General features: G+C 59.7%; 26 protein-coding genes. 18 read left to right on the forward strand and 8 right to left on the reverse strand.

The genetic code is table 11. The features are described from left to right. The first annotated feature begins 228 nt into the window (after positions 1-228). Positions 229-624 (forward strand): lysozyme inhibitor LprI family protein, encoded by a 396-nt coding sequence (locus CW267_RS25485; RefSeq protein WP_012968588.1) that lies wholly within the window; start codon positions 229-231, stop codon positions 622-624. On the opposite strand, the gene rutR is transcribed toward CW267_RS25485, so the two are convergent. Further along, positions 621-1,259, reverse strand: a complete 639-nt coding sequence (gene rutR / locus CW267_RS25490) for an HTH-type transcriptional regulator RutR (RefSeq protein ID WP_004204508.1) — start codon at positions 1,257-1,259, stop codon at positions 621-623. The genes CW267_RS25485 and rutR overlap by 4 nt on opposite strands. A gap of 285 nt (positions 1,260-1,544) precedes the next feature. Between rutR and rutA the strand changes: the two genes are divergently transcribed. From rutA to rutG, 7 genes are read left to right on the forward strand one after another with little or no spacing between them, the layout of a single operon-like run. Then, positions 1,545-2,636 carry a pyrimidine utilization protein A gene (gene rutA / locus CW267_RS25495; RefSeq protein WP_012542265.1) on the forward strand — a complete coding sequence of 364 codons (1,092 nt, stop codon included), beginning with the start codon at positions 1,545-1,547 and terminating at the stop codon, positions 2,634-2,636. Beyond that, on the forward strand, positions 2,636-3,346 hold the full coding sequence (gene rutB / locus CW267_RS25500; RefSeq protein ID WP_008805941.1) for a pyrimidine utilization protein B: 711 nt from the start codon (positions 2,636-2,638) through the stop codon (positions 3,344-3,346). The genes rutA and rutB overlap by 1 nt, the downstream gene beginning before the upstream one ends. Next, the gene (gene rutC, locus CW267_RS25505) at positions 3,339-3,731 is read left to right on the forward strand and encodes a pyrimidine utilization protein C (protein ID WP_004204505.1); all 393 of its coding nucleotides are present in this window, start codon (positions 3,339-3,341) and stop codon (positions 3,729-3,731) included. The genes rutB and rutC overlap by 8 nt, the downstream gene beginning before the upstream one ends. Further along, positions 3,728-4,531, forward strand: a complete 804-nt coding sequence (rutD, locus tag CW267_RS25510; RefSeq protein ID WP_032701047.1) for a pyrimidine utilization protein D — start codon at positions 3,728-3,730, stop codon at positions 4,529-4,531. The genes rutC and rutD overlap by 4 nt, the downstream gene beginning before the upstream one ends. Then, positions 4,528-5,118 carry a malonic semialdehyde reductase gene (locus CW267_RS25515; RefSeq protein WP_008805939.1) on the forward strand — a complete coding sequence of 197 codons (591 nt, stop codon included), beginning with the start codon at positions 4,528-4,530 and terminating at the stop codon, positions 5,116-5,118. Before rutD ends, CW267_RS25515 begins: the two co-directional genes overlap by 4 nt. A gap of 10 nt (positions 5,119-5,128) precedes the next feature. Next, entirely contained in the window at positions 5,129-5,623 is a 495-nt protein-coding gene (gene rutF / locus CW267_RS25520; RefSeq protein ID WP_063266694.1) for an NADH-dependent FMN reductase RutF, read from the forward strand. 21 nt (positions 5,624-5,644) lie between these two features. Beyond that, a complete protein-coding gene (gene rutG / locus CW267_RS25525) occupies positions 5,645-6,967 on the forward strand; it encodes a pyrimidine utilization transport protein G (protein ID WP_008805937.1) in 1,323 nt (440 codons plus the stop codon). A gap of 685 nt (positions 6,968-7,652) precedes the next feature. On the opposite strand, the gene CW267_RS25535 is transcribed toward rutG, so the two are convergent. Continuing rightward, on the reverse strand, positions 7,653-8,591 hold the full coding sequence (locus CW267_RS25535; RefSeq protein WP_008805936.1) for a DMT family transporter: 939 nt from the start codon (positions 8,589-8,591) through the stop codon (positions 7,653-7,655). Between the two features lie 162 nt (positions 8,592-8,753). Beyond that, entirely contained in the window at positions 8,754-8,927 is a 174-nt protein-coding gene (locus CW267_RS25540) for a general stress protein (RefSeq protein ID WP_002898708.1), read from the reverse strand. Positions 8,928-9,044: 117 nt separating this feature from the next. On the opposite strand from CW267_RS25540, the gene CW267_RS31760 reads away from it, so the two are divergent. The 3 genes from CW267_RS31760 to CW267_RS25550 all read left to right on the forward strand — a co-directional run bounded on the left by CW267_RS31760 (position 9,045) and on the right by CW267_RS25550 (position 10,208). Then, complete coding sequence (locus CW267_RS31760; protein ID WP_224224868.1) at positions 9,045-9,146, forward strand: hypothetical protein; 102 nt, start codon at positions 9,045-9,047, stop codon at positions 9,144-9,146. A 217-nt stretch (positions 9,147-9,363) separates the two neighbouring features. Next, positions 9,364-9,960 (forward strand): NAD(P)H:quinone oxidoreductase, encoded by a 597-nt coding sequence (gene wrbA / locus CW267_RS25545; RefSeq protein WP_008805935.1) that lies wholly within the window; start codon positions 9,364-9,366, stop codon positions 9,958-9,960. Positions 9,961-9,980: 20 nt separating this feature from the next. Continuing rightward, positions 9,981-10,208, forward strand: coding sequence for a YccJ family protein (locus CW267_RS25550; protein WP_008805934.1), 228 nt, complete (start codon positions 9,981-9,983; stop codon positions 10,206-10,208). 67 nt (positions 10,209-10,275) lie between these two features. Here CW267_RS25550 and agp read toward each other — a convergent pair whose 3' ends face one another. Then, positions 10,276-11,523 (reverse strand): bifunctional glucose-1-phosphatase/inositol phosphatase, encoded by a 1,248-nt coding sequence (gene agp / locus CW267_RS25555; RefSeq protein WP_012968594.1) that lies wholly within the window; start codon positions 11,521-11,523, stop codon positions 10,276-10,278. 152 nt (positions 11,524-11,675) lie between these two features. Between agp and CW267_RS25560 the strand changes: the two genes are divergently transcribed. Then, the gene (locus tag CW267_RS25560; RefSeq protein WP_012542276.1) at positions 11,676-12,125 is read left to right on the forward strand and encodes a winged helix-turn-helix transcriptional regulator; all 450 of its coding nucleotides are present in this window, start codon (positions 11,676-11,678) and stop codon (positions 12,123-12,125) included. 115 nt (positions 12,126-12,240) lie between these two features. Continuing rightward, on the forward strand, positions 12,241-13,029 hold the full coding sequence (locus CW267_RS25565) for an SDR family NAD(P)-dependent oxidoreductase (RefSeq protein WP_008805931.1): 789 nt from the start codon (positions 12,241-12,243) through the stop codon (positions 13,027-13,029). A 20-nt stretch (positions 13,030-13,049) separates the two neighbouring features. Here CW267_RS25565 and CW267_RS25570 read toward each other — a convergent pair whose 3' ends face one another. Further along, positions 13,050-13,271 carry a hypothetical protein gene (locus CW267_RS25570; protein WP_023297351.1) on the reverse strand — a complete coding sequence of 74 codons (222 nt, stop codon included), beginning with the start codon at positions 13,269-13,271 and terminating at the stop codon, positions 13,050-13,052. 256 nt (positions 13,272-13,527) lie between these two features. On the opposite strand from CW267_RS25570, the gene CW267_RS25575 reads away from it, so the two are divergent. Continuing rightward, complete coding sequence (locus tag CW267_RS25575; RefSeq protein WP_002898600.1) at positions 13,528-13,650, forward strand: small membrane protein; 123 nt, start codon at positions 13,528-13,530, stop codon at positions 13,648-13,650. Between the two features lie 119 nt (positions 13,651-13,769). On the opposite strand, the gene CW267_RS25580 is transcribed toward CW267_RS25575, so the two are convergent. Both CW267_RS25580 and CW267_RS25590 read right to left on the reverse strand, forming a co-directional pair. Then, a complete protein-coding gene (locus tag CW267_RS25580; RefSeq protein WP_008805929.1) occupies positions 13,770-15,161 on the reverse strand; it encodes an APC family permease in 1,392 nt (463 codons plus the stop codon). 353 nt (positions 15,162-15,514) lie between these two features. Next, entirely contained in the window at positions 15,515-16,936 is a 1,422-nt protein-coding gene (locus CW267_RS25590; protein WP_008805927.1) for a glutamine synthetase family protein, read from the reverse strand. Positions 16,937-17,161: 225 nt separating this feature from the next. On the opposite strand from CW267_RS25590, the gene puuD reads away from it, so the two are divergent. From puuD to CW267_RS25610, 4 genes are all read left to right on the forward strand, one after another. Next, the gene (puuD, locus tag CW267_RS25595) at positions 17,162-17,914 is read left to right on the forward strand and encodes a gamma-glutamyl-gamma-aminobutyrate hydrolase (RefSeq protein ID WP_162494428.1); all 753 of its coding nucleotides are present in this window, start codon (positions 17,162-17,164) and stop codon (positions 17,912-17,914) included. 25 nt (positions 17,915-17,939) lie between these two features. After that, positions 17,940-18,497: an HTH-type transcriptional regulator PuuR gene (gene puuR / locus CW267_RS25600; RefSeq protein WP_002898590.1), complete on the forward strand. Its 558-nt coding sequence runs from the start codon at positions 17,940-17,942 to the stop codon at positions 18,495-18,497. A gap of 320 nt (positions 18,498-18,817) precedes the next feature. Further along, on the forward strand, positions 18,818-20,305 hold the full coding sequence (gene puuC / locus CW267_RS25605) for an aldehyde dehydrogenase PuuC (RefSeq protein ID WP_042947836.1): 1,488 nt from the start codon (positions 18,818-18,820) through the stop codon (positions 20,303-20,305). A gap of 2 nt (positions 20,306-20,307) precedes the next feature. Continuing rightward, entirely contained in the window at positions 20,308-21,588 is a 1,281-nt protein-coding gene (locus tag CW267_RS25610) for an NAD(P)/FAD-dependent oxidoreductase (protein WP_008805924.1), read from the forward strand. On the opposite strand, the gene CW267_RS25615 is transcribed toward CW267_RS25610, so the two are convergent. Beyond that, positions 21,585-22,547, reverse strand: a complete 963-nt coding sequence (locus CW267_RS25615; RefSeq protein WP_008805923.1) for a LysR substrate-binding domain-containing protein — start codon at positions 22,545-22,547, stop codon at positions 21,585-21,587. The two genes, CW267_RS25610 and CW267_RS25615, sit on opposite strands and share 4 nt — an antisense overlap. Positions 22,548-22,564 lie beyond the last annotated feature (17 nt).

Consider the following 22,564-nt stretch of genomic DNA (forward strand, 5'->3'; position numbering starts at 1 on the left):
CGCTGCGCTTACCGGGGCTACCTGTCTCATGGCACGGAGGACGGCCTGTATTGTAGGTCGGGTAAGCGTAGCGCCACCCGACAACATAACAATACAACGAGGTAGCCCGGATAAGGCGCTGTGCGCCTCCATCCGGAAAATCGGCGCTGTGATCAGCTAATGACAGCCGACGTCAGCTGTGTTTAATTAAGGCTCCCGGACGGGAGCCTTTTTTATGGGAGCAGAACAATGAAACGCACGTTATTTGCCGTGATGGCCCTGCTGGCCAGCGGCGCGGCGCTGGCGGACGAGTGCAGCAACGCCAATACCCAAACCGAAATGAATCAGTGCGCGGCCGCGCAGTATCAGGCGGCCGACAAAAAACTGAATGACACCTGGCAGCAGGCCCTGCAGCGGGCGGTGGGTAAACAACAAACATTACTGAAGCAGGCGCAGCAGGCATGGATCGCCCTGCGCGACGCCGATTGCGCCTTTCTCGCGTCCGGCGCCGAAGGCGGCAGCATGCAGCCGATGCTGATAAGCCAGTGCATGACCGATAAGAGCGTGGAGCGGGAGTCTTTCCTCGCCTCGCTGCTGCAGTGCGAGGATGGCGATCAAAGCTGCCCGCTGCCGCCGGCCAATTAACGGACGCGAATGCCTTCGATAATCATCCGCTGGACATTATCGACCGTTTGTTCAAAAAAGGCCGCATCCTGCAGCGTGGCGCCGGTGACCGCCTCCACCTGGGTGGCGAAGTCGGCGTAATGCTGGGTGGTGGCCCAGATCATAAAGATTAAATGCTGCGGATCGACCGGCGCCAGCTTGCCGCGGTCGATCCAGCCGGAGACAATCGCCGATTTCTCATCGACCAGCGCTTTCAGGTCCCCGGTCAGTTCGCCCATCAGCAGCGGCGCCCCCTGCAGCATCTCGAGGCAGAAAAGCTTCGAGGCCTGGGGGTGATCGCGGGACACCTCCAGCTTCAGGCGAATATATTCGCGGATCGCCACCAGCGGGCTGATATCCTCGCGAAACGCCTTCAGCGGCGCCAGCCAGATGGCGAGGATCTGCTGCAGGACAGCCACATACAGCGCCTCTTTCGAAGGGTAGTAATAGAGCAGATTGGTTTTCGATACCCCGGCGCGCTCAGCCACCTGCTCCAGTCGCGTACCGTGAATACCAAATTGCGAAAATGCCTCCAGCGCGGCGGCCAGGATGGCCTCCTTTTTGGCGCTGACCGCTTGTGAACGTTTGCCGTTTTTCTTCACCGCGCCCTGTGCCATACATCCTCTCCTTCAGTTGACGCCACCAGCATAGCAAAAGCCCCGCGCCGACACGACCCCGTGCACCCTGATTGCGCATGACTGCCGTTTTTTCGTGCACTGATTTTGACCATCCAGTCCACTTTTTTATCGTCCTTTTTAGCAACTCAAAAGTAACACATTAATAACATTAGCATTTATAAAACTGGCATCGCGTTTGCTTTAGCTCTTCTGCGAGGTGGTCCAGGGAGAGGCAGGATGCCGCACCACCGCAACTCCATCTTCCATGACTGCAGAGAGGTAGGTATGAAAATTGGTGTTTTCGTTCCCATTGGCAACAACGGCTGGCTGATCTCCACCCATGCCCCGCAGTATATGCCGACCTTCGAACTGAATAAGGCTATCGTGCAGAAGGCCGAGCACTACCATTTCGACTTCGCGCTCTCCATGATCAAGCTGCGCGGCTTCGGCGGGAAAACTGAATTCTGGGATCACAACCTGGAGTCCTTCACCCTGATGGCCGGCCTGGCCGCGGTGACCTCGAAGATCCAGATCTACGCCACCGCCGCCACCCTGACGCTGCCGCCGGCGATTGTCGCCCGAATGGCCTCCACTATCGACTCCATCTCCGGCGGCCGGTTTGGCGTCAATCTGGTGACCGGCTGGCAAAAACCGGAATATGACCAGATGGGCATGTGGCCGGGAGATGACTATTTCGCCAGCCGCTATGACTATCTCACCGAATACGTTCAGGTGCTCCGTGACCTGTGGGGCACCGGGCGCAGCGATTTCAAAGGTGATTACTTCACCATGAACGACTGCCGGGTCAGCCCGCGCCCTTCGCAGCCGATGAAGGTGATCTGCGCCGGGCAGAGCGATGCCGGTATGGCCTTCTCCGCCCAGCACGCGGACTACAACTTCTGCTTTGGCAAAGGAGTCAACACGCCAACGGCCTTTGCCCCAACCGCCGCACGCATGATACAGGCGGCGGAAAAAACCGGCCGCGACGTGGGGTCCTATGTGCTGTTTATGGTGATCGCCGACGAAACCGACGAGGCGGCGCGCGCCAAATGGGAACATTACAAAGCGGGCGCCGATGAAGAAGCGCTGGCGTGGCTCACCGAGCAGAGTCAGAAAGACACCCGCTCCGGCAGCGATACCAACGTGCGCCAGATGGCCGACCCCACCTCGGCGGTCAACATTAACATGGGCACCCTTGTCGGATCGTATGCCAGCATCGCGCGGATGCTCGATGAAGTGGCGAGCGTGCCCGGCACCGACGGCGTGCTGCTGACCTTTGATGATTTTCTTGCCGGCATCGACGCCTTTGGCGAACGCATTCAGCCGCTGATGCGCTGCCGGGACCACATTGCTCCTGTTACCCGTGAGGTGGCCTGATGATTACCCTTCCCGCTCGCCCGGAATCCCTGACCTTCGCGCCGCAGCAGAGCGCGCTGATTGTGGTCGATATGCAGAATGCCTACGCCAGTCAGGGCGGTTATCTGGATCTCGCCGGCTTTGACGTCTCCGCCACCCGGCCGGTTATCGACAATATTAATACCGCCGTCGCCGCCGCCCGCGCCGCGGGCATGCTGATTATCTGGTTCCAGAATGGCTGGGATGACCAGTATGTTGAAGCTGGCGGCCCGGGCTCGCCGAACTATCACAAATCCAACGCGCTGAAAACGATGCGTCAGCGTCCGGAGCTGCAGGGCAAGCTGCTGGCGAAAGGCGGCTGGGATTATCAGCTGGTGGATGAGCTGACGCCGCAGGAAGGCGATATCGTGTTGCCGAAACCGCGTTACAGCGGCTTCTTTAACACCCCGCTCGACAGCATTTTACGCAGCCGCGGCATACGCCACCTGGTGTTCACCGGGATCGCTACCAACGTCTGCGTCGAATCGACGCTGCGCGATGGCTTCTTTCTCGAATACTTCGGCATCGTGCTGGAGGATGCCACCCATCAGGCCGGCCCGGCCTTCGCCCAGCAGGCGGCGCTGTTCAATATTGAAACCTTTTTCGGCTGGGTCAGCGACGTCGAGAGCTTCTGCCACGCGCTGTCCCCCGCCACCCCGCTGTCTTTAGCCAAGGAGAAACGTTATGCCTAAACAGGTGATTATTCCGCCAGGCACCACCACGCCGATTGCCCCCTTTGTTCCGGGAACGCTCGCCGACGGGGTGGTCTACGTCTCGGGCACCCTGCCGTTTGATAAGCAAAACAATGTGGTGCACATCGGCGACCCAAAGGCGCAAACCCGCCACGTGCTGGAGACCATCAAGAGCGTTATCGAAACGGCGGGCGGGAGTATGGCGGATGTGACTTTCAACAGCATCTTTATCACCGACTGGACAAATTACGCCGCGATTAACGAGGTCTACGCCGAGTTCTTCCCCGGCGATAAACCGGCCCGCTTCTGCATTCAGTGCGGACTGGTGAAGCCTGATGCGCTGGTGGAAATCGCCAGCGTCGCCCATATCGGCACCCCGACATGATGAGGCTCAATATTGCTCCAGCCCCATGGCCCGGCGCGCCGGTGGTGGTCCTCAGCGCCGGTCTGGGCGGCGGCGGCGGCTACTGGCTGGCGCAGCGCGCGGCGCTGGAGGCACAGTATCAGCTGGTGAGTTATGACCATAACGGGACCGGGGAAAACGCCGGCCCGCTGCCCGCCGACTACAGCATGGCGACGATGGCCCAGGAGCTGCTCAGCGCCCTGCAGGCGGCGGGGATCACCCGCTTTGCGCTGGTGGGCCACGCCCTGGGGGCGCTGATTGGCCTGCAGCTGGCGCTCGATCGCCCCGAGGCGGTGAGCGCCCTGGTGCTGGTCAACGGCTGGCTGACGCTGTCGCCACACACCCGCCGCTGCTTCCTGGTGCGCGAGCGTCTACTGCATGCCGGCGGCGCGCAGGCGTGGGTTGAAGCGCAACCGCTGTTTCTCTACCCGGCGGAATGGATGGCCGCGCGCCTGCCGCGCCTCGAAGCGGAAGATGCGCTTGCCATCAGCCATTTTCAGGGCAAAGAGAATCTGCTGAAGCGGCTGCAGGCTCTGAAGCAGGCTGATTTTTCACGCCGTGCGGCGGCCATCGCCTGCCCGACGCTGATTGTCAGCGCCGCTGACGACCTGCTGGTCCCGGCCTCCTGCTCCCGCGTGCTGCAGACGGCGATCCCCGGCAGCCAGCGTGTGGAGATGCCGTGGGGCGGCCATGCCTGTAACGTCACCGACGCCGATACCTTTAATACCATTTTACGCGACGGGCTGGCCGCTATGCTGCCGGTCGCCAGGGAGATCCGATGAACGACGCGATAAACCACACGGCCTGCGAGACGCTGTTTACCCAGGCCCGTACCCACAACGGCTGGCTCGATAAACCGGTGAGCGACGCGCAACTGCAGGCCATCTGGGACCTGATGAAAATGGGGCCCACCTCCGCCAACTGTTCGCCAGCGCGCATCGTGTTCGTCCGCAGCGCGGAAGGCAAAGAGAAGCTCCGCCCAACGCTCTCCAGCGGCAATCTGCAGAAAACCATGCAGGCGCCGGTGACCGCCATCGTGGCATGGGATAGCGCCTTCTACGACCGGCTGCCGACCCTGTTTCCCCACGGTGACGCCCGCAGCTGGTTTACCTCCAGCCCGCAGCTGGCGGAAGAGACCGCGTTTCGCAACAGCTCGCTGCAGGCGGCGTACCTGATTTTCGCCTGCCGCGCGCTGGGCCTCGACACCGGGCCGATGTCCGGTTTTGACCGGGAAAAAGTCGACGCGGCGTTTTTTGCCGACAACGGCTGGAAAAGCAACCTGCTGGTGAACATCGGCTATGGCGACCCCGGCAAGCTGTATGGTCGCCTGCCGCGTCTGTCCTTTGATGAAGCCTGCCTGCTGGCATAAGGAGTTGGCGATGGAGTTAGCGGACAAAGCGAATTTTCGTGACGCCATGGCCCACGTCGGCGCCGCGGTTAACATTATTACCACCGATGGCCCGGCGGGCCGGGCGGGGTTCACCGCCAGCGCGGTCTGCAGCGTTACCGACACGCCGCCGACCCTGCTGGTCTGCCTGAACCGCTCGGCCTCGGTGTGGCCGGTGTTCAGCGAACACCACACGCTGTGCGTCAATACCCTGGCGGCCGGACAGGAGGCCCTGTCGACGCTGTTTGGCGGTAAAACGGCAATGGACGAGCGCTTTGCCGCCGCCGACTGGCAGACCGGCGCCACCGGCTGTCCGCGGCTGGAGGCGGCGCTGGTCAGCTTCGACTGCCGCATCGACCAGCGCGTCAGCGTCGGCACGCACGACATCCTGTTTTGTCACGTCGTGGCCATTACCCGTCACCCGGAGCCCCGGGGACTGATGTGGTTTGACCGCGGTTATCACACGCTTACGCGACCCGCTTGTTAACCTTTAACCCGGGATATCATCATGGCACTCTTCGATTTTCCTCGCTGGAAGTTGACCTCCCCCGCCGCTGAGTCCGGCGTTGTCGCCCCCGATGAACGCTTGTCGGCCGGACAAACGCTGGTGATGGGCGTGCAGCACGCCGTTGCGATGTTCGGTGCGACGGTGCTGATGCCGTTGTTGATGGGGCTCGACCCCAACCTGTCGATTCTGATGTCGGGCGTCGGCACTCTGCTGTTCTTTGTCGTCACCGGCGGACGGGTGCCGAGCTATCTCGGCTCCAGCGCCGCTTTTGTCGGGGTGGTGATCGCCATTACCGGCTTTAACGGCCAGGGGCTGAACCCTCATCTGAGCGTCGCCCTTGGCGGGATCATCGCCTGCGGGCTGGTTTACACCCTGATTGGTCTGGTGGTGATGAAGATCGGCACCCGCTGGATCGAGCGCCTGATGCCGCCGGTGGTGACCGGCGCGGTGGTGATGGCAATCGGCCTGAACCTGGCGCCGATTGCCGTGCGCAGCGTCTCCGCCAGCGCCTTCGACAGCTGGATGGCGGTGTTGACCGTGCTCTGCATCGGCATAGTCGCGGTATTTACCCGCGGGATGCTGCAGCGTCTGCTGATCCTGGTCGGCCTGATCGTTGCCTGCGCACTGTACGCCCTGCTGGCTAACGGCTTTGGCCTTGGCAAACCGCTGGACTTCTCCCCCCTCGCCCAGGCGGCGTGGTTCGGGCTGCCGCACTTTACCACCCCATCCTTTAACGGTCAGGCGATGATGTTGATTGCGCCGGTCGCGGTGATCCTGGTGGCCGAGAACCTCGGGCACCTGAAGGCCGTCGCCGGGATGACCGGGCGCAATATGGACCCGTACATGGGGCGCGCCTTCGTCGGCGACGGGCTGGCGACCATGCTCTCCGGCTCGGTGGGCGGCAGCGGGGTCACGACCTATGCGGAGAACATTGGCGTCATGGCGGTGACCAAGGTTTATTCGACGCTGGTCTTTGTCGCCGCGGCGCTGATCGCGATGCTGCTCGGCTTCTCGCCGAAGTTTGGCGCATTAATCCACACCATTCCCGGGCCGGTGATCGGCGGCGCCTCGATCGTGGTCTTTGGCCTGATCGCGGTCGCCGGGGCGCGGATCTGGGTGCAAAACCGCGTCGACCTCAGCCAGAACAGCAATTTGATCATGGTGTCGGTGACCCTGGTGCTGGGCGCCGGCGATTTCGCGCTGTCGCTGGGCGGCTTTACGCTGGGCGGAATTGGTACGGCCACCTTCGGGGCGATCCTGCTGCACGCGCTGCTTCATCGCGGGACGCGCGAGGCGAAGGAGGCCAGGGTAACGCCGGTGTAAGCCACATTAGCGCGGTGTTGGCGCGTGGGCCTGGCTGGTGTGAGCCTGTAGGCCGGATAAGGCATTTATGCCGCCATCCGGCACCGCCGCAGGTACGGAGCCTGACCGCCCGGCGGCACTGCGCTGGCGTGGGCCGACTGACCGTCAGGGCTGGATAATTTGATACGGTTATCGGTTTGCAACGGTTTCGCCCCGGAAAAACGGTTGTTCTGTGTTATTTCCGGGCAGATGGCGCTCCCGATAGGTCTTCTGCGTTATGTCTCTTATGGCGCAGGGAGCGCACAGGGGGCGGCCAGTCGCCGCCGCCCCCTGTACCCCCGGGCTCCGGCCAGCAACATCGCCACTGCGTGGTGCCTTCGACTTATCCCTGCAGGCTTCGGGTCGGGCCGAGGCAGCGTCCCTGCAAAACACGGCCCTCAGCCCGCATCCATGCGGGCTGCCCCGGCCTTCCGGGAACGTCTCAGCGATTTTGAGGCCGCCAACAACGGCAGTTTCAGCAGCCCCTACGCCAGCGGTGAGTTGGGGTTGTAGGCCGGGTAAGGCGCAGCCGCCACCCGGCATAAAAGCGACGCCGTGCCTGATGCCATCGCCCGGCGGCGCTGCGCTGGCGCGGGCCTGGAGACAATCAGAGCCGGACGAGTAGGCCAGCCAGGATAAGCGCCGCTGTAGGATCAGAAGCGTAAAATTATGGCTCGCGGCGATCGGCCAGGTCCGTGAGCGGCTGCGCATCGTCGTTTGTGGAAACCTGCGGCGGCGACTTGCGCTTCCACTTCAGCTCGCTCACCAGCACCCCTGCGAGGATCAAGACGCAGCCGAGCAGAGCCAGCAGCGGCAGACGCTCACCGGCCAGCCGGCCAAAAATACCGGCCCATACCGGTTCACCAGTATAGATAAGGGTGGCCCGCGTCGGCGAGACGCTGCGCTGCGCCCAGTTCATGGTCACCTGAATGATCGCGCTGAAAATCCCCAGCCCCAGCGCGACGCCGAGCAGGGCCGGCGTCAACGGCGGAACCGCCTCACCCGCCGGCTTCATGGCGGCGAAAGCCACCAGCGACGCGGTCGCCAGCTGCACGACCGTCACCCGGCGGACATCGACTTTCCCGGCCCAGGCGCTGATAAGGATAATCTCCGCCGCGATCGCCAGCGCGCTCGCCAGAGTAATCATCTCCCCCACGCCAAGCGCCAGCAGATTATTTTCCGGCCCGGCCAGCAGGATCAAACCGATAAACGCCAGCACAATCCCCACGCAGGACATCACCCCCGGCATACGACCCAGGCACAGCCACTGCAGCAGCGGTACCAGCGGCACATACATCGCCGTGATAAAGGCAGATTTACTGCTGGAGATCGACTGCAGTCCCCAGGTCTGCAGGCCATACCCCAGCGCAATCGCCACGCCAATCGCCACCCCCGCCTTCACCTCCAGCCACGTCAGCCCTCGCAGGGTGCGCAGCGAGAGCAGGCCCACCGCCAGCGCGGCAGTCGCGAAACGCAGACCGACAAAAAACAGCGGCCCGCTGAGGCTCACCGCATACTGCACGGCAAGGAACGTCCCTCCCCAGAACATGGTGATCATGATGAGAAGAGCTTCCTGGCGGGTAATGGAGAATTTTAACGAAGACATAAGGCAGCCATGACGATTAACGGGCGACCAGTGTGCAATCCGCCTGGCGGGAGCGCAACCACCGACAGATAAAAAAACCGCCGGCAGATGCCGGCGGCGAGGGCGATGCGGTTGGGTCGGGGAGATTAACACCGCATCAAAGAGAACAGTGCGAGTCGCGCGTTAACTTTCACGACTACCGTGACTGTTTTTACCCCCTTTTTTGCCAGCCTCTGAGGCGCGCTGAGGGTCATTTTTAAAATTCCCCCCGCTATGCTGGCCACCTTTACGTCCTGCTTCTGATGCTCTTTCACGGTCTTCAGCAAAGTTGCCAGAACCGCCACGATGGTTTGCCATTACTGACCTCCATTAGGTTAGACATCATAGTGCATTACGCGGGAGCGACGATGCCGCTGTCTTACCGCGTATCTATAAGGTTAGTGAATAACTGCCGCTGACGGCGGCAAATGAAATATCCAGAAACAAACCCGGGCGAAAAAAGCCCCCTCGCGGCGCGTACGGGTTCTAACCTGCTCTGCTGGCGGAGAAAAAATAGTCGGCAAAAATGTATCCTGATGCTACACCCTTGCCACACCAGCCAAAATGGCAGGCGCAACGCTTCCTCCTTCTCTCCCTTTCAGGCCGCGCGGTGCAAGGAAAAGTAAATAACGCTTTGTCATTTTGTTATAAATCAAATAAATGCCCGTTGGATTTGCACTCTCCGGCGGAGGCTTTATCTTTAAAGGTAACCAGCCATTTGGCTGGCTTATAACGCAACCGAGGAGTGATGGAAATGGCTAAAATTCTGGTGCTTTATTATTCCATGTATGGACACATTGAAACCATGGCTCACGCCGTCGCCGATGGGGCAAACCGGGTGGATGGCGTTGAGGTGGTTGTGAAGCGCGTGCCGGAAACCATGCAGGCTGAAGCATTTGCCAAAGCAGGCGGGAAAACGCAAAACGCGCCCGTCGCCACGCCGCAGGAGCTGGCAGAGTATGACGCCATCATCTTTGGTACCCCAACTCGTTTCGGCAACATGTCCGGTCAGATGCGCACCTTCCTCGATCAAACCGGCGGTCTGTGGGCGTCCGGCGCCCTGTACGGCAAGATCGCCAGCGTATTCAGCTCAACCGGCACCGGCGGCGGACAGGAACAAACCATTACCTCGACCTGGACGACGCTGGCCCACCACGGCATGATCATCGTCCCGATCGGCTACGGCGCCCAGGAGCTGTTTGATATTTCCCAGGTCCGCGGCGGTACCCCTTATGGCGCGACCACCATCGCCGGCGGAGACGGCTCGCGTCAGCCGAGCGAGGAAGAGTTAGCCATCGCCCGCTATCAGGGCGAACATGTCGCCAAACTGGCCGTTAAAGTCCACGGCTAATCTTCTGCAGGAGGAGTAACATGCCAACTCAAGAAGCAAAAGCACATCGCGTCGGCGAATGGGCAAGTTTACGTAACACCTCGCCGGAGATCGCCGAGGCGATTTTCGAAGTCGCCCACTACGATGAAAAACTGGCGGAGCAAATCTGGGAGGAAGGCAGCGACGAAGTGCTGGCGCTGGCCTTTGCCAAAACCGATAAAGATGCGCTGTTCTGGGGTGAACAGACGATTGAGCGTAAAAACGTCTAGGACGTTTATTTCCGCCAGGTCTCGCCCTAACCTGCTAAAAAACCCGGATTGCTCCGGGTTTTTTACATTATTTCGCCGCCTCGTTGATCACCTTTTTAAAGGTCTCCAGCGGACAGAATCCCTGATCGTCAACCGGGCAGCCGTTAAGCGCCAGGGTGACCCGCTGCGGCGGGGCCTGCAGGGTTAACGCGTCGGCGTTACGCAGCTGTTCAGTACTTTGATAGACATACTCAATCTTCATCAGATCGCGATTACCGGCGCTGTCATGCCAGCGCTGAAACAGCAGTTTGCCGCCAATGGGCGTGCGCTCGTACTGGCCAGGTAGTTGATAAGGCTTAAAGTCCAGGGCCGTCAGCAGCGAGGCGATGTTCGAGTCGTGCCCCACCAGCAGCGTGACTTTCGCCTTGTTGGCCTCCTCGCCCACCAGCGCGTTATCGATATATTTAACCAACGGTTTGGCGACGTTTTGTGCCACCGCTACCGAGGTAAACAGACTATCCTGGTAGCCGTTTTTCAGCTTCGACAGCACCTGCCATTGCTTATCGCTGGTGATTTCCCCCCACGCCACCTGGTCTTTCGGGAAGCCTTCATAATATTGCAGGGTGAAGGCGTCCACCAGCGAGTTGCCCACCTTCAGCGGGCCGGAAACCCCCGGCTCCTGTTGATAACCGGCGCTAAAGGTATCCTTACCCTCGCTCAGCGAGCAGACCTGCTTCTCTTTGCAGGAGGGCGAGTTGCGGTAATCGATCATCGTCTCCAGCAGCTTATAGCTCTCGGTCAGTTGCATCCCCTGACGCTCTTTTTCCATCGCCTGCAGCGCTTTCTCGCGAAACGCGGGGGAGTCGTCGGTAATAACCGGGTTGAAGGTCGGGTCCATGGTGCCCATCTGCGGCTGATGGTGCACCGTGATACCGCAGCCCGGGAACGCGCCGGTGATAAAGAACTGCGCGGTGGCGACGGTGCGCTGCAGGCTGTTGGCATAGGCGTAAACCGCGTTTTCCGGCGGGCACTCACCGCCGGTCACCAGCTTCTGCTGCGCCAGCCATTCGCGCATATAGTGGCCCATATACACCTCCAGCACGCCGCCTTTGGTGGTCAGCTGGCCGCCCGGCACATCCCACTGCGGCCAGGCCTTGGCGGTGGACTGCTCGAGCACGCTGCCGTTATTGGCCAGCGGCGCACGCAGGTTGTGACGGCTCATGATCAGCACCTGCTGCAGCTGATACCCCTCCGGGGCGGCCGAGTCCTGCGCCTGAGCGCCAGCGGATAACATCACCGCGCCGGCAACGGCGGCGGCAAGTAGACGTTTTTTCATCCCTTCATCCTTAGTCGTTTATTATCATCGCATTAATTGTGACGGATTTATGACATTTTTCCTGGTAATCGCTCGCAAACTTAGACCGTAGCCGAAAATTTCCCCTGCCGGGCAAAGAGTTTTATAATGAAACAATTAACCTGGAGGCTTTCGTGAAACGTACCCGTCTGGAAAACAGCTGTTGCCCTATCGCCCGCTCCCTCGATGTTATCGGCGACTGGTGGTCGCTGCTGATCGTCCGCGATGCTCTACGCGGGGTGCGCCGGTTTAGCGAATTCCAGAAAAACCTCGGTATTGCCAAAAACATGCTCGCCGGGCGGCTGAAAATGCTGGTGGATGAAGGCATCCTGCGCCTGCAGCCGGCCTCCGATGGCAGCGCCTGGCAGGAGTATGTCCTGACCGACAAGGGCCGTGCCCTGCAGACGGTGCTGGTCGCCCTCTCCCAGTGGGCAGACGACTATCTGTTCGAGCCCGACGAACCGGCGACCCGGCTCATTGACCGTCAGCAGCGCCAGCCCCTGCGTAAGCTGGTCCTGCAGGCGGCGGATGGCCGTGAGCTGGCCCCGGCAGACATCACCATCGCTATTCCGCTGAACGACTAAACGCTGCCCGCGGCAGGCAAAAATGAAAAAGTCCGGACAAAATGGTTGCATTATTAAACCTAATATCTCATGCTGAATTTGGTTTAATAATGCAACCTTTTACGAGGCAATTCTCATGACCCAACCATCGCACACTGCTTTTATCACTGGCGCGTCCTCAGGTATCGGCGCGATCTATGCCGAACGACTCGCCGCCCGCGGCTACAACCTGATCCTCGCCGCCCGTCGTGAAGACCGGCTGCTGGCGCTCGCCGACCAGCTGCAGGCGCGCTACGCCATCCAGGCCAGCATCCTCAAAGCCGATCTTAGCGAAGAGCACGGGATTGCCGCCGTAGAGCAGCGTCTGCAGCAGGATCCCGCCATCGACCTGTTCATTAACAACGCCGGCACCGCGAAAATGGCGGGTTTTCTCGCCAGTACGCCGCGGGAGCACCAGGCGATTCATACGCTCAATACCACGGCGCTGCTGCGCCTGAGCTATGCCGCGCTGGCCGCTTTCATCCCACGACGCCGGGGAACGCTCATTAATATTGCCTCCATCCTCGCGCTACATACGCTGCCAGGTAGCGCGGTCTACAGCGCCAGTAAAGCCTGGGTGTTGAGCTTCACCCGCGGTCTGCAGGATGAGTTTGCCGACAGCGGCGTGCGTATTCAGGCGGTATTGCCGGCGGCGACCGCCACCGATCTCTGGCCGACCTCCGGCGTGGCGTTGAACGCCCTGCCCACCGGCACGGTGATGACCACAGAGGATCTGGTGGACGCCGCTCTCAGGGGGCTGGAGATGGGGGAACAGGTCACCTTACCACCGGTTCATGACCTGGGACTATGGGAGGCTTTTGAGCAGTCCAGACTGGCGCTGTTTACCAGCGCACGAACCGGACAGCCTGCGCCGCGGTATCGCTAAGCGGCACCTTGCGGCGGGCATTACTCCGGTAGCGGAACCGCCGTCAGGGTACAAATGGCCTCGTGCTCGCCGCCGCGGCGATCGATGATCACCACCTTATCGCCCGCTTTTTTGCCTTCACACGGCTTGAGGACCTGCTCCACGATCTGCTCGCGGCTCGCCTGACGTTCACTTTCAGCCTGGCTGGCAAAGGCAGACAGCGCCAGCACCACGCCCAGCAGGCTGAGGGATTTCTTATACATGACTGACTCTCAGATCGTTCTTATTCGCGGTCAGCGTAACCCGCTGTACGCCGCACTTCTGTAAAATCACTTAACGGAGTGTTACATCCTTTCAGGTGAAACCCGGGCGGTCACATTCCTGCGGGAAATATTTTATCACAACCCCGCCGCCGGATATTCTCGCGATGAGGCGTCATCTTTCAGACATATCCCGATGTTATCTTCAAACAGAGCCCTGTATCTTTTTCCCTTTCTAAACAGAACATTAGGTTGGTCTATGTCGGGTCTTATTCTCTTTATCGTCGCGGTGGCGCTGCTGGGCGTCGCCATCTACAGCCTGGTGTCGTACCTCAAAGAGCGGCGCGCCAGTCAGTTACCTGTCCATAAAAAGAAGAAATAATACCTTCCGTTCCCCGCCGTTTTCTGCTGATTTCTTTACCGTCCTGTACTGTCCCTTACCGAACCAAAAACCAAGGCAGGCCTGTGGGCCTGCCTTCGCTCAAGCGCAGTATCAAACGTTTATGACTCCCAGGCCTGCTCCGCTTTGGTGGCATCGAACTGCGGCGGCGGTTTACGGAAGCGTCGGGTCAGGTAAGCCAGGTACAGCAGGCCAAGCGCCGCCCACACCAGACCAAGCGTTAGCGAGGTGGCCTCGAGGTTGATCCACAGCACGCCCACCGTCAACGCGCCGACCATCGGCAACAGCAGATAGTGCAGCCGATCCTTCCAGGTTTTGTTATACCCCTTGCGCCGCCAGAAGTGGTTGAACACCGACAGATTTACGAAAGTGAACGCCACCAGCGCGCCGAAGTTGATCAACGCCGTGGCGGTCACCAGGTCGAAGAACAGCGCCGACAGCGCGACAATACCCACCATAATCACGTTCAGCGCCGGGGTACGCCATTTCGGATGCACATAGCCAAAAATGCGCTCCGGGAAGACGTTGTCGCGGCCCATCACGTACAGCAGACGGGAGACGCTGGCATGCGAGGCCAGGCCCGATGCCAGGGTGTTAACAAAGGTGGTGCAGAGGAAAATCGACTGGAACAGCTTGCCGCCCACGTACAGCGCAATCTCCGGCAGCGCGGCATCGGGGTCTTTAAAGCGATGAATATCCGGGAAGAACAGCTGCATAAAGAACGACGCGACGATGAAAATAATGCCGCCGTACATCGCAGTAAGAAAAATCGCTTTCGGGATCACCCGTGCGGCGTCAGGGGTCTCTTCCGACAGCGTGGTCACCGCGTCGAAGCCGAGAAACGAGAAGCAGACAATCGTCGCGCCGGTAATAATCGGGATCAGATGCGCATTCTGGCTGATAAACGGCTGCAGCGACCAGACGGTCCCCACCCCCTCGCCTTTGTGCAGCCCCTGCACCACCAGAATGACAAACACCACCATGATCGAAATCTGCACGAGCACGAACAGGGTGTTGAAGTTGGCCACCAGGTTAACGCTTTTCAGGTTCGCGGCGGTCAGAATGGCGACAAAGGTGACCACCCACACCCATGGCGGCACCTCCGGGAACAGCGCCGAGAGATAGATCTTCGCCAGCAGGACGTTGATCATCGGCAGAAACAGATAATCGAGCAGCGACGACCAGCCGACCATAAAACCGACGTGCGGACTGATGGATTTTTGCGCGTAGGTATAGGCGGAACCGGCTTCCGGGAACTGACGCACCAGTTTGCCGTAGCTGATGGCGGTGAACAGCACCCCGGCCAGCGCCAACAGATAAGACGCCGGTACGTGGCCATTGCTGATGCCGGAGACGATGCCGAAGGTATCAAACACCGTCATCGGCGTCAGATAGGCCAGCCCCATCATCACCACTTGCCAGAGTTTGAGGGATTTACGCAGGCGTGGTCTGCCCGCCTGAGCGGCGTTATGCGCAGGAAGATTAATAGCCATCGCCCATTCCCCCCTTGCTGTTAACAGTTTGCGGACCCAACGTCCGCGTGACAAACCTGCTTAGCAAAGGGGTAAGGCATAGATAAAAGGGTAAGACGGACCGGTGAGCGGTAGCTGGCTGGCATTCCATGCGGCCTGAGCGGCCTCCCTCTCCCTGCGGATATTTGAACATCTGCATCATCTCATTTCCTCGTCACACACTGTGTCGTTAACTGAAGCCCCGTTGCCGCCTGCGCTCCTTAACGCGACATCCGGGAAATGGCTGGGCTCCCAGCAAAAAGGACGACCAGGCTCCGCTCAGGCCGTATGATGCTACTGATTACCAAACTCATGGGCCCCTCGCGGGGCGACCATCAGGCGTTTTTCAACATCCACTCAATTTCGGTTTCTGTGATAAGACGCTCAAACTGCAGTAATTCATCATGCTTACAGGCATGGAAAACGTGGCAGAAACGCTCACCGAGGCGCTCGCGCAGATGATCGTTCTGCATAAACTCCCACAGCGCATCGCTCTGGCGGATCGGGAACGGCAGGCCCTCTTGTTCCAGACCGTTACCTTCCACCTCTTCCTGCAAAGGCAGCTGGGGGTTATCCAGCCCGTGCAGAATGCCGGCAAAAATCGCCGCCATCACCAGATACGGGTTGGCGTCCGCCCCCGCCACGCGATACTCGACGCGGTGGTTCTGCCGCTCGCCGCACGGAATACGCAAGGCCACGGTGCGGTTGTTATGCCCCCACGAAGCCTGCGTCGGGACGTACATCCCCGGCTGGAAGCGGCGATACGAGTTCACGTTCGGCGCCAGCAGCGCCATCGAGGCCGGCATCAGATCGATCATCCCGGCCAGCGCGCGTTTGAGCAGCACAGAGTCTTCCCCGTCGCCGTCCACCAGCACGTTTTCCCCTTTATTGTTCAGCATGCTGATGTGGATGTGCATCCCGCTGCCCGCATGCTCTTCATAAGGCTTCGCCATAAAAGTGGCGTGCATCTTATGCTTCTCCGCCATTAAACGCACGAGACGTTTTAACGCCAGCGCATCATCGCAGGCATCCAGCACGTTATCGGTATGGTGAAGGTTGATTTCAAACTGGCCCGGCGAGGCTTCCGCCACCGCGCCGTCGGCGGGGATCAGCTGCAGTTTGGCCAGCTCGTCGATGTCATAAAGCACGTCGGCAAAGTGGTTCAGGTTATCGACGGAGTAGACCTGGCTTTGGGTGTTGCGATCGTCGGTGCCCGGCGCGCACGGCGGCTGGAGGTAGCCTTCGGCGTCGCGTTTGCGGTCCAGTAAATAGAACTCCAGCTCTACCGCTACCACGGGGAACAGCCCGCGCTGGCGCAACTGCTGCCAGAGGCGGTTGAGTACGTTCCGCGGCTCAACGTCAAAGGGAGCGCCATCTTCATCAACCATGGTCAGCTGTACCTGGGCTATCGATTGTGGGTCAGCCGCCGAAGGCGTTAAGGTGCCGGGTACCGGAATGCAGCTGCGATCCGGTTCGCCCATATCCTGACCCAGGCCGGCCTCTTCCACCACATTGCCAAGAATATCCATTGCAAACACCGAGGCCGGGAAATAACAGCCTTTCTCCAGTTTGCTCAGGCCGGCAACCGGAATGCGCTTGCCGCGGAAGCAGCCGTTCAGGTCGGTAAGGAGGACATCGACATACTGGGTATCGGGGTAGGTTTCGAGGTAGCGCTTCACTTCTTTCGCGAACGCGCTGACCCGTCTCTCTTCCGTCTGCTGAACAAAGTTCTCAACTTCTACGATATTGGTTTCCATGATTCACCGCCGTTGGTTGGGTTTCGGTCCTGTGCTCAGACCGTTAAATATAATGTCCACCCCATCGACTGTGTATGCAAATAAATTGTTTGTCAAATGTTAAATTAAGTTTGCAAAGGGCTATTTCCACTGCTAGATTGAGAAAATATTGAACGATATGGCCGTTAAACCCGCTATAGCGGTCATAATTTAGTCCACTTTGTGAGGGCGATCATGGAAAATATAATGTACAAGCCAGTTATTGGCGTCGTGATGTGTAGAAACAGGCTTAAGGGTCACCAGACCCAGACTCTGCAAGAAAAGTACCTGAATGCCATTGTTAACCACGGCGGACTGCCGATCGCCCTGCCGCATGCGCTGGCGGAGCCGGAGCTGCTGAACGCGTTAGTCGATAAACTGGACGGGATTTACCTGCCAGGCAGCCCCAGTAATGTGCAGCCGCACCTTTATGGTGAAAACGGCGATGAGCCTGACGCCGACCCCGGGCGTGATCTTCTGAGCATGGCGCTGATTAACGCCGCGCTCGAAAGGCGCATCCCCATTTTCGCCATCTGTCGTGGACTGCAGGAACTGGTTGTCGCCACCGGCGGGACTCTGTATCGTCGTCTGTTCGAGCAGCCTGAGCTCCTTGAACATCGTGAAGATCCTGAACTGCCCGTCGAACAGCAGTATGCGCCGTCCCATCAGGTTGAGGTTCAGGAAGGAGGATTGCTGTCGCAATTGATACCGGGCTGCAACACGTTTTGGGTAAACTCGCTACATGGGCAAGGGGCAAAAACCCTGAGTCCGCAGCTGCGCGTGGAGGCGCGAGCGCCGGATGGACTGGTGGAAGCGGTCAGCGTGAACGATCATCCTTTCGCGTTGGGCGTACAGTGGCATCCTGAATGGAACAGTAGCGAATACGCCCTGTCACGTATGTTGTTTGATGGTTTTATCACCGCCTGTCAGGGCCATCATGCTGAAAAGCGGCGGCGCTGACCACTACCGTTAAGGAAATGCAAATATGAGCGATGACGGACTGGCGCCAGGGAAACGTCTGTCAGAGATCCGCCAACAGCTGGGTCTCTCACAGCGTCGTGCCGCCGAACTGTCTGGGTTGACACATAGTGCCATCAGCACCATAGAGCAGGACAAAGTCAGTCCTGCCATCAGTACGCTGCAAAAGCTGCTGAAAGTCTATGGGCTGTCGCTCTCGGAATTCTTTTCTGAACCCGAAAAGCCGGACGAACCCCAGGTGGTCATTAATCAGGATGACCTGATTGAGATGGGAAGTCAGGGCGTTTCCATGAAGCTGGTTCATAACGGAAATCCGAACCGTACGCTGGCGATGATTTTTGAAACTTACCAGCCTGGAACCACGACCGGGGAGAGAATTAAGCATCAGGGTGAGGAGATAGGCACCATACTGGAAGGTGAGATCGTGCTGACCATTAACGGTCAGTCGTATCACCTGGTGGCTGGACAGAGCTATGCCATTAATACCGGCATCCCGCACAGCTTCAGCAACACCTCGGCAGGCATCTGCCGCATCATCAGTGCCCACACCCCCACCACATTCTGATTATTTAGCCTGAACGAGGTTCAGGCTTTCTTCAGGCCTGTCGCGGCGGAAAATCTATTTTCGTCGCGGCGAAGAAATCGTAGTAATTACGCCTGCGCCGTACGGAATATTATTTCCTGTTGGCCCCGAAATAATTAACGCCAGTGAATGGCGACTCGCTCCTGAATAATTCGGGTTGTAAACAACCTGTCGCCATTCAGGGGAATAAAACGGTATTCAACTCCGGGGATACATTATGCCCTGCGCCCGGCGCAGTGCCCCCGTGCAGCCTGAAAACGCCGAACTGATTAATGTGCCGATAATGTTTTTAAGGAGTCATGATGAATTTTCAGCACCTGGCTTACTGGCAGGAAAAAGCGAAAAACCTGGCCATTGAAACGCGCTTATTTATTAACGGCGAATATTGCGCCGCGGCCGATAATACCACCTTTGAAACTATCGACCCTGCCGCGCAGCAGACATTAGCGCAGGTCGCCCGCGGTAAAAAAGCCGACGTCGAACGGGCGGTGAAGGCCGCGCGCCAGGCTTTTGATAATGGCGACTGGTCGCAGGCCTCCCCCGCACAGCGTAAAGCGATCCTCACTCGCTTTGCTGATCTGATGGAGGCCCATCGTGAAGAGCTGGCGCTGCTGGAAACGCTGGATACCGGCAAACCGATTCGCCACAGCCTGCGCGACGATATTCCCGGCGCCGCCCGCGCCATTCGCTGGTATGCCGAAGCGCTGGATAAAGTCTATGGCGAAGTGGCCCCCACCGGCAGCAACGAGCTGGCGATGATCGTTCGCGAACCAATTGGCGTGATCGCCGCGGTGGTGCCGTGGAACTTCCCGCTGCTGCTGGCCTGCTGGAAACTCGGCCCGGCGCTGGCGGCGGGCAACAGCGTGATCCTCAAACCCTCAGAAAAATCGCCGCTCACCGCCCTGCGTCTGGCCGGGCTGGCGAAAGAGGCCGGCCTGCCGGACGGCGTGTTGAACGTGGTCAGCGGCTTTGGTCACGAGGCCGGGCAGGCGCTGGCCCTGCATCCTGATGTTGAAGTCATTACCTTTACCGGCTCCACCCGCACCGGCAAGCAGCTGCTGAAAGACGCCGGCGACAGCAATATGAAGCGCGTGTGGCTGGAAGCGGGCGGCAAGAGCGCCAACATCGTCTTCGCCGACTGCCCGGATCTGCAACAAGCGGTCAGCGCCACCGCCGGCGGCATCTTCTATAACCAGGGCCAGGTGTGCATCGCCGGGACCCGTCTGCTGCTCGAGGAGAGCATCGCTGACGAGTTTCTGGCGCGGCTGAAAACCGAAGCACAACACTGGCAGCCGGGTAACCCGCTCGATCCGGACACCACCATGGGCATGTTGATTGATAACGCCCATGCCGACAACGTGCACAGTTTTATCCGCGGTGGCGAAGCCAAAAGCACGCTGTTCCTCGACGGACGGAAAAATCCGTGGCCTGCCGCCGTCGGCCCGACCATTTTCGTTGACGTCGACCCTGCATCGACCCTCAGCCGGGAAGAGATCTTCGGCCCGGTACTGGTGGTCACGCGCTTCAAAAGCGAAGAACAGGCGCTGCTGCTTGCCAATGACAGCGACTACGGTCTCGGCGCCGCCGTGTGGACCCGCGATCTGTCACGCGCCCACCGCATGAGCCGTCGCCTGAAGGCTGGCTCGGTCTTCGTCAACAACTATAACGATGGTGATATGACCGTTCCGTTCGGCGGCTACAAGCAGAGCGGCAACGGGCGCGATAAATCGCTGCACGCGCTGGAAAAATTCACCGAACTGAAAACCATCTGGATTGCCCTGGAGTCTTGATCATGACTGAACATACCACTAGCTACTACGCCGCCAGCGCCAATAAGTATGAACCGTTCCCGACGCTGGAGGGATCCATCAACTGTGACGTCTGCGTCGTCGGCGGCGGCTACACCGGCCTCTCCTCAGCTCTGCATCTGGCCGAAATGGGCTACGACGTGGTGGTGCTGGAAGGGGCGCGCATCGGCTTCGGCGCCAGCGGCCGTAACGGCGGTCAGCTGGTCAACTCCTATAGCCGCGATATCGACGTCATTGAAAAGAACTACGGCCCGGATGCGGCCAAAATGCTCGGCAGCATGATGTTCGAAGGCGGCGATATTATTCGCGAGCGCATCCAGCGCTACCAGATCCAGTGCGATTACCGCCCGGGCGGCCTGTTCGTGGCGATGAACCATAAACAGCTGGAAACCCTGGAAGAGCAGAAAGCCAACTGGGAGCGCTACGGCAACACCCAACTGGAGCTGCTGGACAGAGAGGCCATTCGTCGCGAAGTGGACAGCGACCGCTACGTCGGCGCCCTGCTTGACCACAGCGGCGGCCATATTCACCCGCTGAACCTCGCCATCGGTGAAGCGGACGCCATTCGCCTGAACGGCGGCCGGGTGTATGAGCAGTCGCCGGTCACCCGCATCCAGCACAGCAGCCCGGCGGTGGTCAGCACCGCGCGCGGCCAGGTCACCGCGCGCTACGTGATCGTCGCCGGCAACGCCTATCTTGGCGATAAACTGGAGCCGGAGCTGGCGAAACGCAGCATGCCGTGTGGCACCCAGGTGGTCACTACCGCTCCGCTGTCGGAAGAGGTCGCCCGCTCGCTGATCCCGAAAAACTACTGTGTGGAAGATTGTAACTACCTGCTGGACTACTACCGTCTGACCGGCGACAACCGTCTGCTGTACGGCGGCGGCGTGGTCTACGGCGCGCGCGATCCGGACGACGTGGAGCGGCTGATTATGCCGAAGCTGCTGAAAACCTTCCCGCAGCTGCAGGGGGTGAAAATTGACTACCGCTGGACCGGCAACTTCCTGCTGACCCTGTCGCGGATGCCGCAGTTCGGGCGTCTCGATAACAATATTTACTACATGCAGGGCTACAGCGGCCACGGCGTGACCTGTACCCACCTTGCCGGACGCTTGATTTCAGAGCTGCTGCGCGGCGACGCCGAGCGGTTCGACGCCTTCGCCAAACTGCCGCACTACCCGTTCCCGGGCGGCCGCAGCCTGCGCATTCCTTTTACCGCCATGGGCGCCGCCTACTACAGCCTGCGCGACCGCCTTGGGGTTTAATCGCCTCTGCCGACGGCGCTGGCCGTCGGCTCATGCTGCGGATAGTGCTGCTGAAAGTAGTGGCGCAGAAACTCCACGGTGGTGCGAATTTTAGCCGACGTCGCCAACCGGGAGACATAGACCGCCCAGACGTTGGCAGGCTGAAAGAATTCCGGCAGCACATGCACCAGATGGCCGCTGGCGATATTCTCCCGGACGTCCCACCATGAACGTAACGCAATCCCCTGCCCGTCCAGACACCACTGATGCACAATTTCACCATGGTTGGACGACAGCGGCCCGGTCACCTTGATCGCATGCTGCCCCTCTTTGCTGTGCAACTGCCAGATGCCAAACGGATGATCGCGTTCTTTAATCACCAGGCAGGGTAAGGCGGCCAGATCGCTCAGCTGTTTCGGCGGTGGATGGCGGGCAAGGAATTGCGGCGAGGCGCAGAGCACGCGGTGGTTGGCCGCCAGTTGGCGGGCAATCAGATTCGGCGCGATATCATCGCCCACGCGAATATCGAGATCCACCCCTTCATTGACTAAATCCACCAGCCGGTCCTGGACATCGAAACGCAGTTCCAGCTGCGGGTACTGAAGGGCCAGCGCCGACAGCGCCGGGGCCACCACCCGGCGACCAAAGCCGAAGCTACTGATAATACGCAGCGTTCCCTGCGGCACCTGACGTACGTCGGAAAGCTCGTCCATCATCTCATCGACATCCTGCAAAATGCGCTGCGCCCATTCGTAGATCCGCTCCCCCTCCTCGGTAATGGTGACGCGGCGGGTGGTCCGGTGCAACAACACCACATTCAGGGTTTGCTCCAGCAGCGAAACCCGCTTGCTGACGAACGCCGGTGATACGCCAAGCTCTTCGGCGGCGGCGGCGAACCCGGCCCGGCGAGCGACCAGCATAAAGACGCGTAAATCATTTAGCAGCGGCAGATTATTCATGATCTGTGTTTTATGTTTCACCAGTTAGCGTGATTAAT

The organism is Klebsiella sp. X1-16S-Nf21, assembly GCF_002837615.1.
Classification (GTDB): Bacteria; Pseudomonadota; Gammaproteobacteria; order Enterobacterales; family Enterobacteriaceae; genus Klebsiella; species Klebsiella variicola.

Bases quoted from the DNA above. Each gene is read 5' to 3' on its own strand.
- CW267_RS25485 (WP_012968588.1), top strand. From the start codon at position 229: ATGAAACGCACGTTATTTGCCGTGATGGCCCTGCTGGCCAGCGGCGCG.
- rutR (WP_004204508.1), bottom strand. From the start codon at position 1,259: ATGGCACAGGGCGCGGTGAAGAAAAACGGCAAACGTTCACAAGCGGTC.
- rutA (WP_012542265.1), top strand. From the start codon at position 1,545: ATGAAAATTGGTGTTTTCGTTCCCATTGGCAACAACGGCTGGCTGATC.
- rutB (WP_008805941.1), top strand. From the start codon at position 2,636: ATGATTACCCTTCCCGCTCGCCCGGAATCCCTGACCTTCGCGCCGCAG.
- rutC (WP_004204505.1), top strand. From the start codon at position 3,339: ATGCCTAAACAGGTGATTATTCCGCCAGGCACCACCACGCCGATTGCC.
- rutD (WP_032701047.1), top strand. From the start codon at position 3,728: ATGATGAGGCTCAATATTGCTCCAGCCCCATGGCCCGGCGCGCCGGTG.
- CW267_RS25515 (WP_008805939.1), top strand. From the start codon at position 4,528: ATGAACGACGCGATAAACCACACGGCCTGCGAGACGCTGTTTACCCAG.
- rutF (WP_063266694.1), top strand. From the start codon at position 5,129: ATGGAGTTAGCGGACAAAGCGAATTTTCGTGACGCCATGGCCCACGTC.
- rutG (WP_008805937.1), top strand. From the start codon at position 5,645: ATGGCACTCTTCGATTTTCCTCGCTGGAAGTTGACCTCCCCCGCCGCT.
- CW267_RS25535 (WP_008805936.1), bottom strand. From the start codon at position 8,591: ATGTCTTCGTTAAAATTCTCCATTACCCGCCAGGAAGCTCTTCTCATC.
- CW267_RS25540 (WP_002898708.1), bottom strand. From the start codon at position 8,927: ATGGCAAACCATCGTGGCGGTTCTGGCAACTTTGCTGAAGACCGTGAA.
- wrbA (WP_008805935.1), top strand. From the start codon at position 9,364: ATGGCTAAAATTCTGGTGCTTTATTATTCCATGTATGGACACATTGAA.
- CW267_RS25550 (WP_008805934.1), top strand. From the start codon at position 9,981: ATGCCAACTCAAGAAGCAAAAGCACATCGCGTCGGCGAATGGGCAAGT.
- agp (WP_012968594.1), bottom strand. From the start codon at position 11,523: ATGAAAAAACGTCTACTTGCCGCCGCCGTTGCCGGCGCGGTGATGTTA.
- CW267_RS25565 (WP_008805931.1), top strand. From the start codon at position 12,241: ATGACCCAACCATCGCACACTGCTTTTATCACTGGCGCGTCCTCAGGT.
- CW267_RS25570 (WP_023297351.1), bottom strand. From the start codon at position 13,271: ATGTATAAGAAATCCCTCAGCCTGCTGGGCGTGGTGCTGGCGCTGTCT.
- CW267_RS25575 (WP_002898600.1), top strand. From the start codon at position 13,528: ATGTCGGGTCTTATTCTCTTTATCGTCGCGGTGGCGCTGCTGGGCGTC.
- CW267_RS25580 (WP_008805929.1), bottom strand. From the start codon at position 15,161: ATGGCTATTAATCTTCCTGCGCATAACGCCGCTCAGGCGGGCAGACCA.
- CW267_RS25590 (WP_008805927.1), bottom strand. From the start codon at position 16,936: ATGGAAACCAATATCGTAGAAGTTGAGAACTTTGTTCAGCAGACGGAA.
- puuD (WP_162494428.1), top strand. From the start codon at position 17,162: ATGTACAAGCCAGTTATTGGCGTCGTGATGTGTAGAAACAGGCTTAAG.
- puuR (WP_002898590.1), top strand. From the start codon at position 17,940: ATGAGCGATGACGGACTGGCGCCAGGGAAACGTCTGTCAGAGATCCGC.
- puuC (WP_042947836.1), top strand. From the start codon at position 18,818: ATGAATTTTCAGCACCTGGCTTACTGGCAGGAAAAAGCGAAAAACCTG.
- CW267_RS25610 (WP_008805924.1), top strand. From the start codon at position 20,308: ATGACTGAACATACCACTAGCTACTACGCCGCCAGCGCCAATAAGTAT.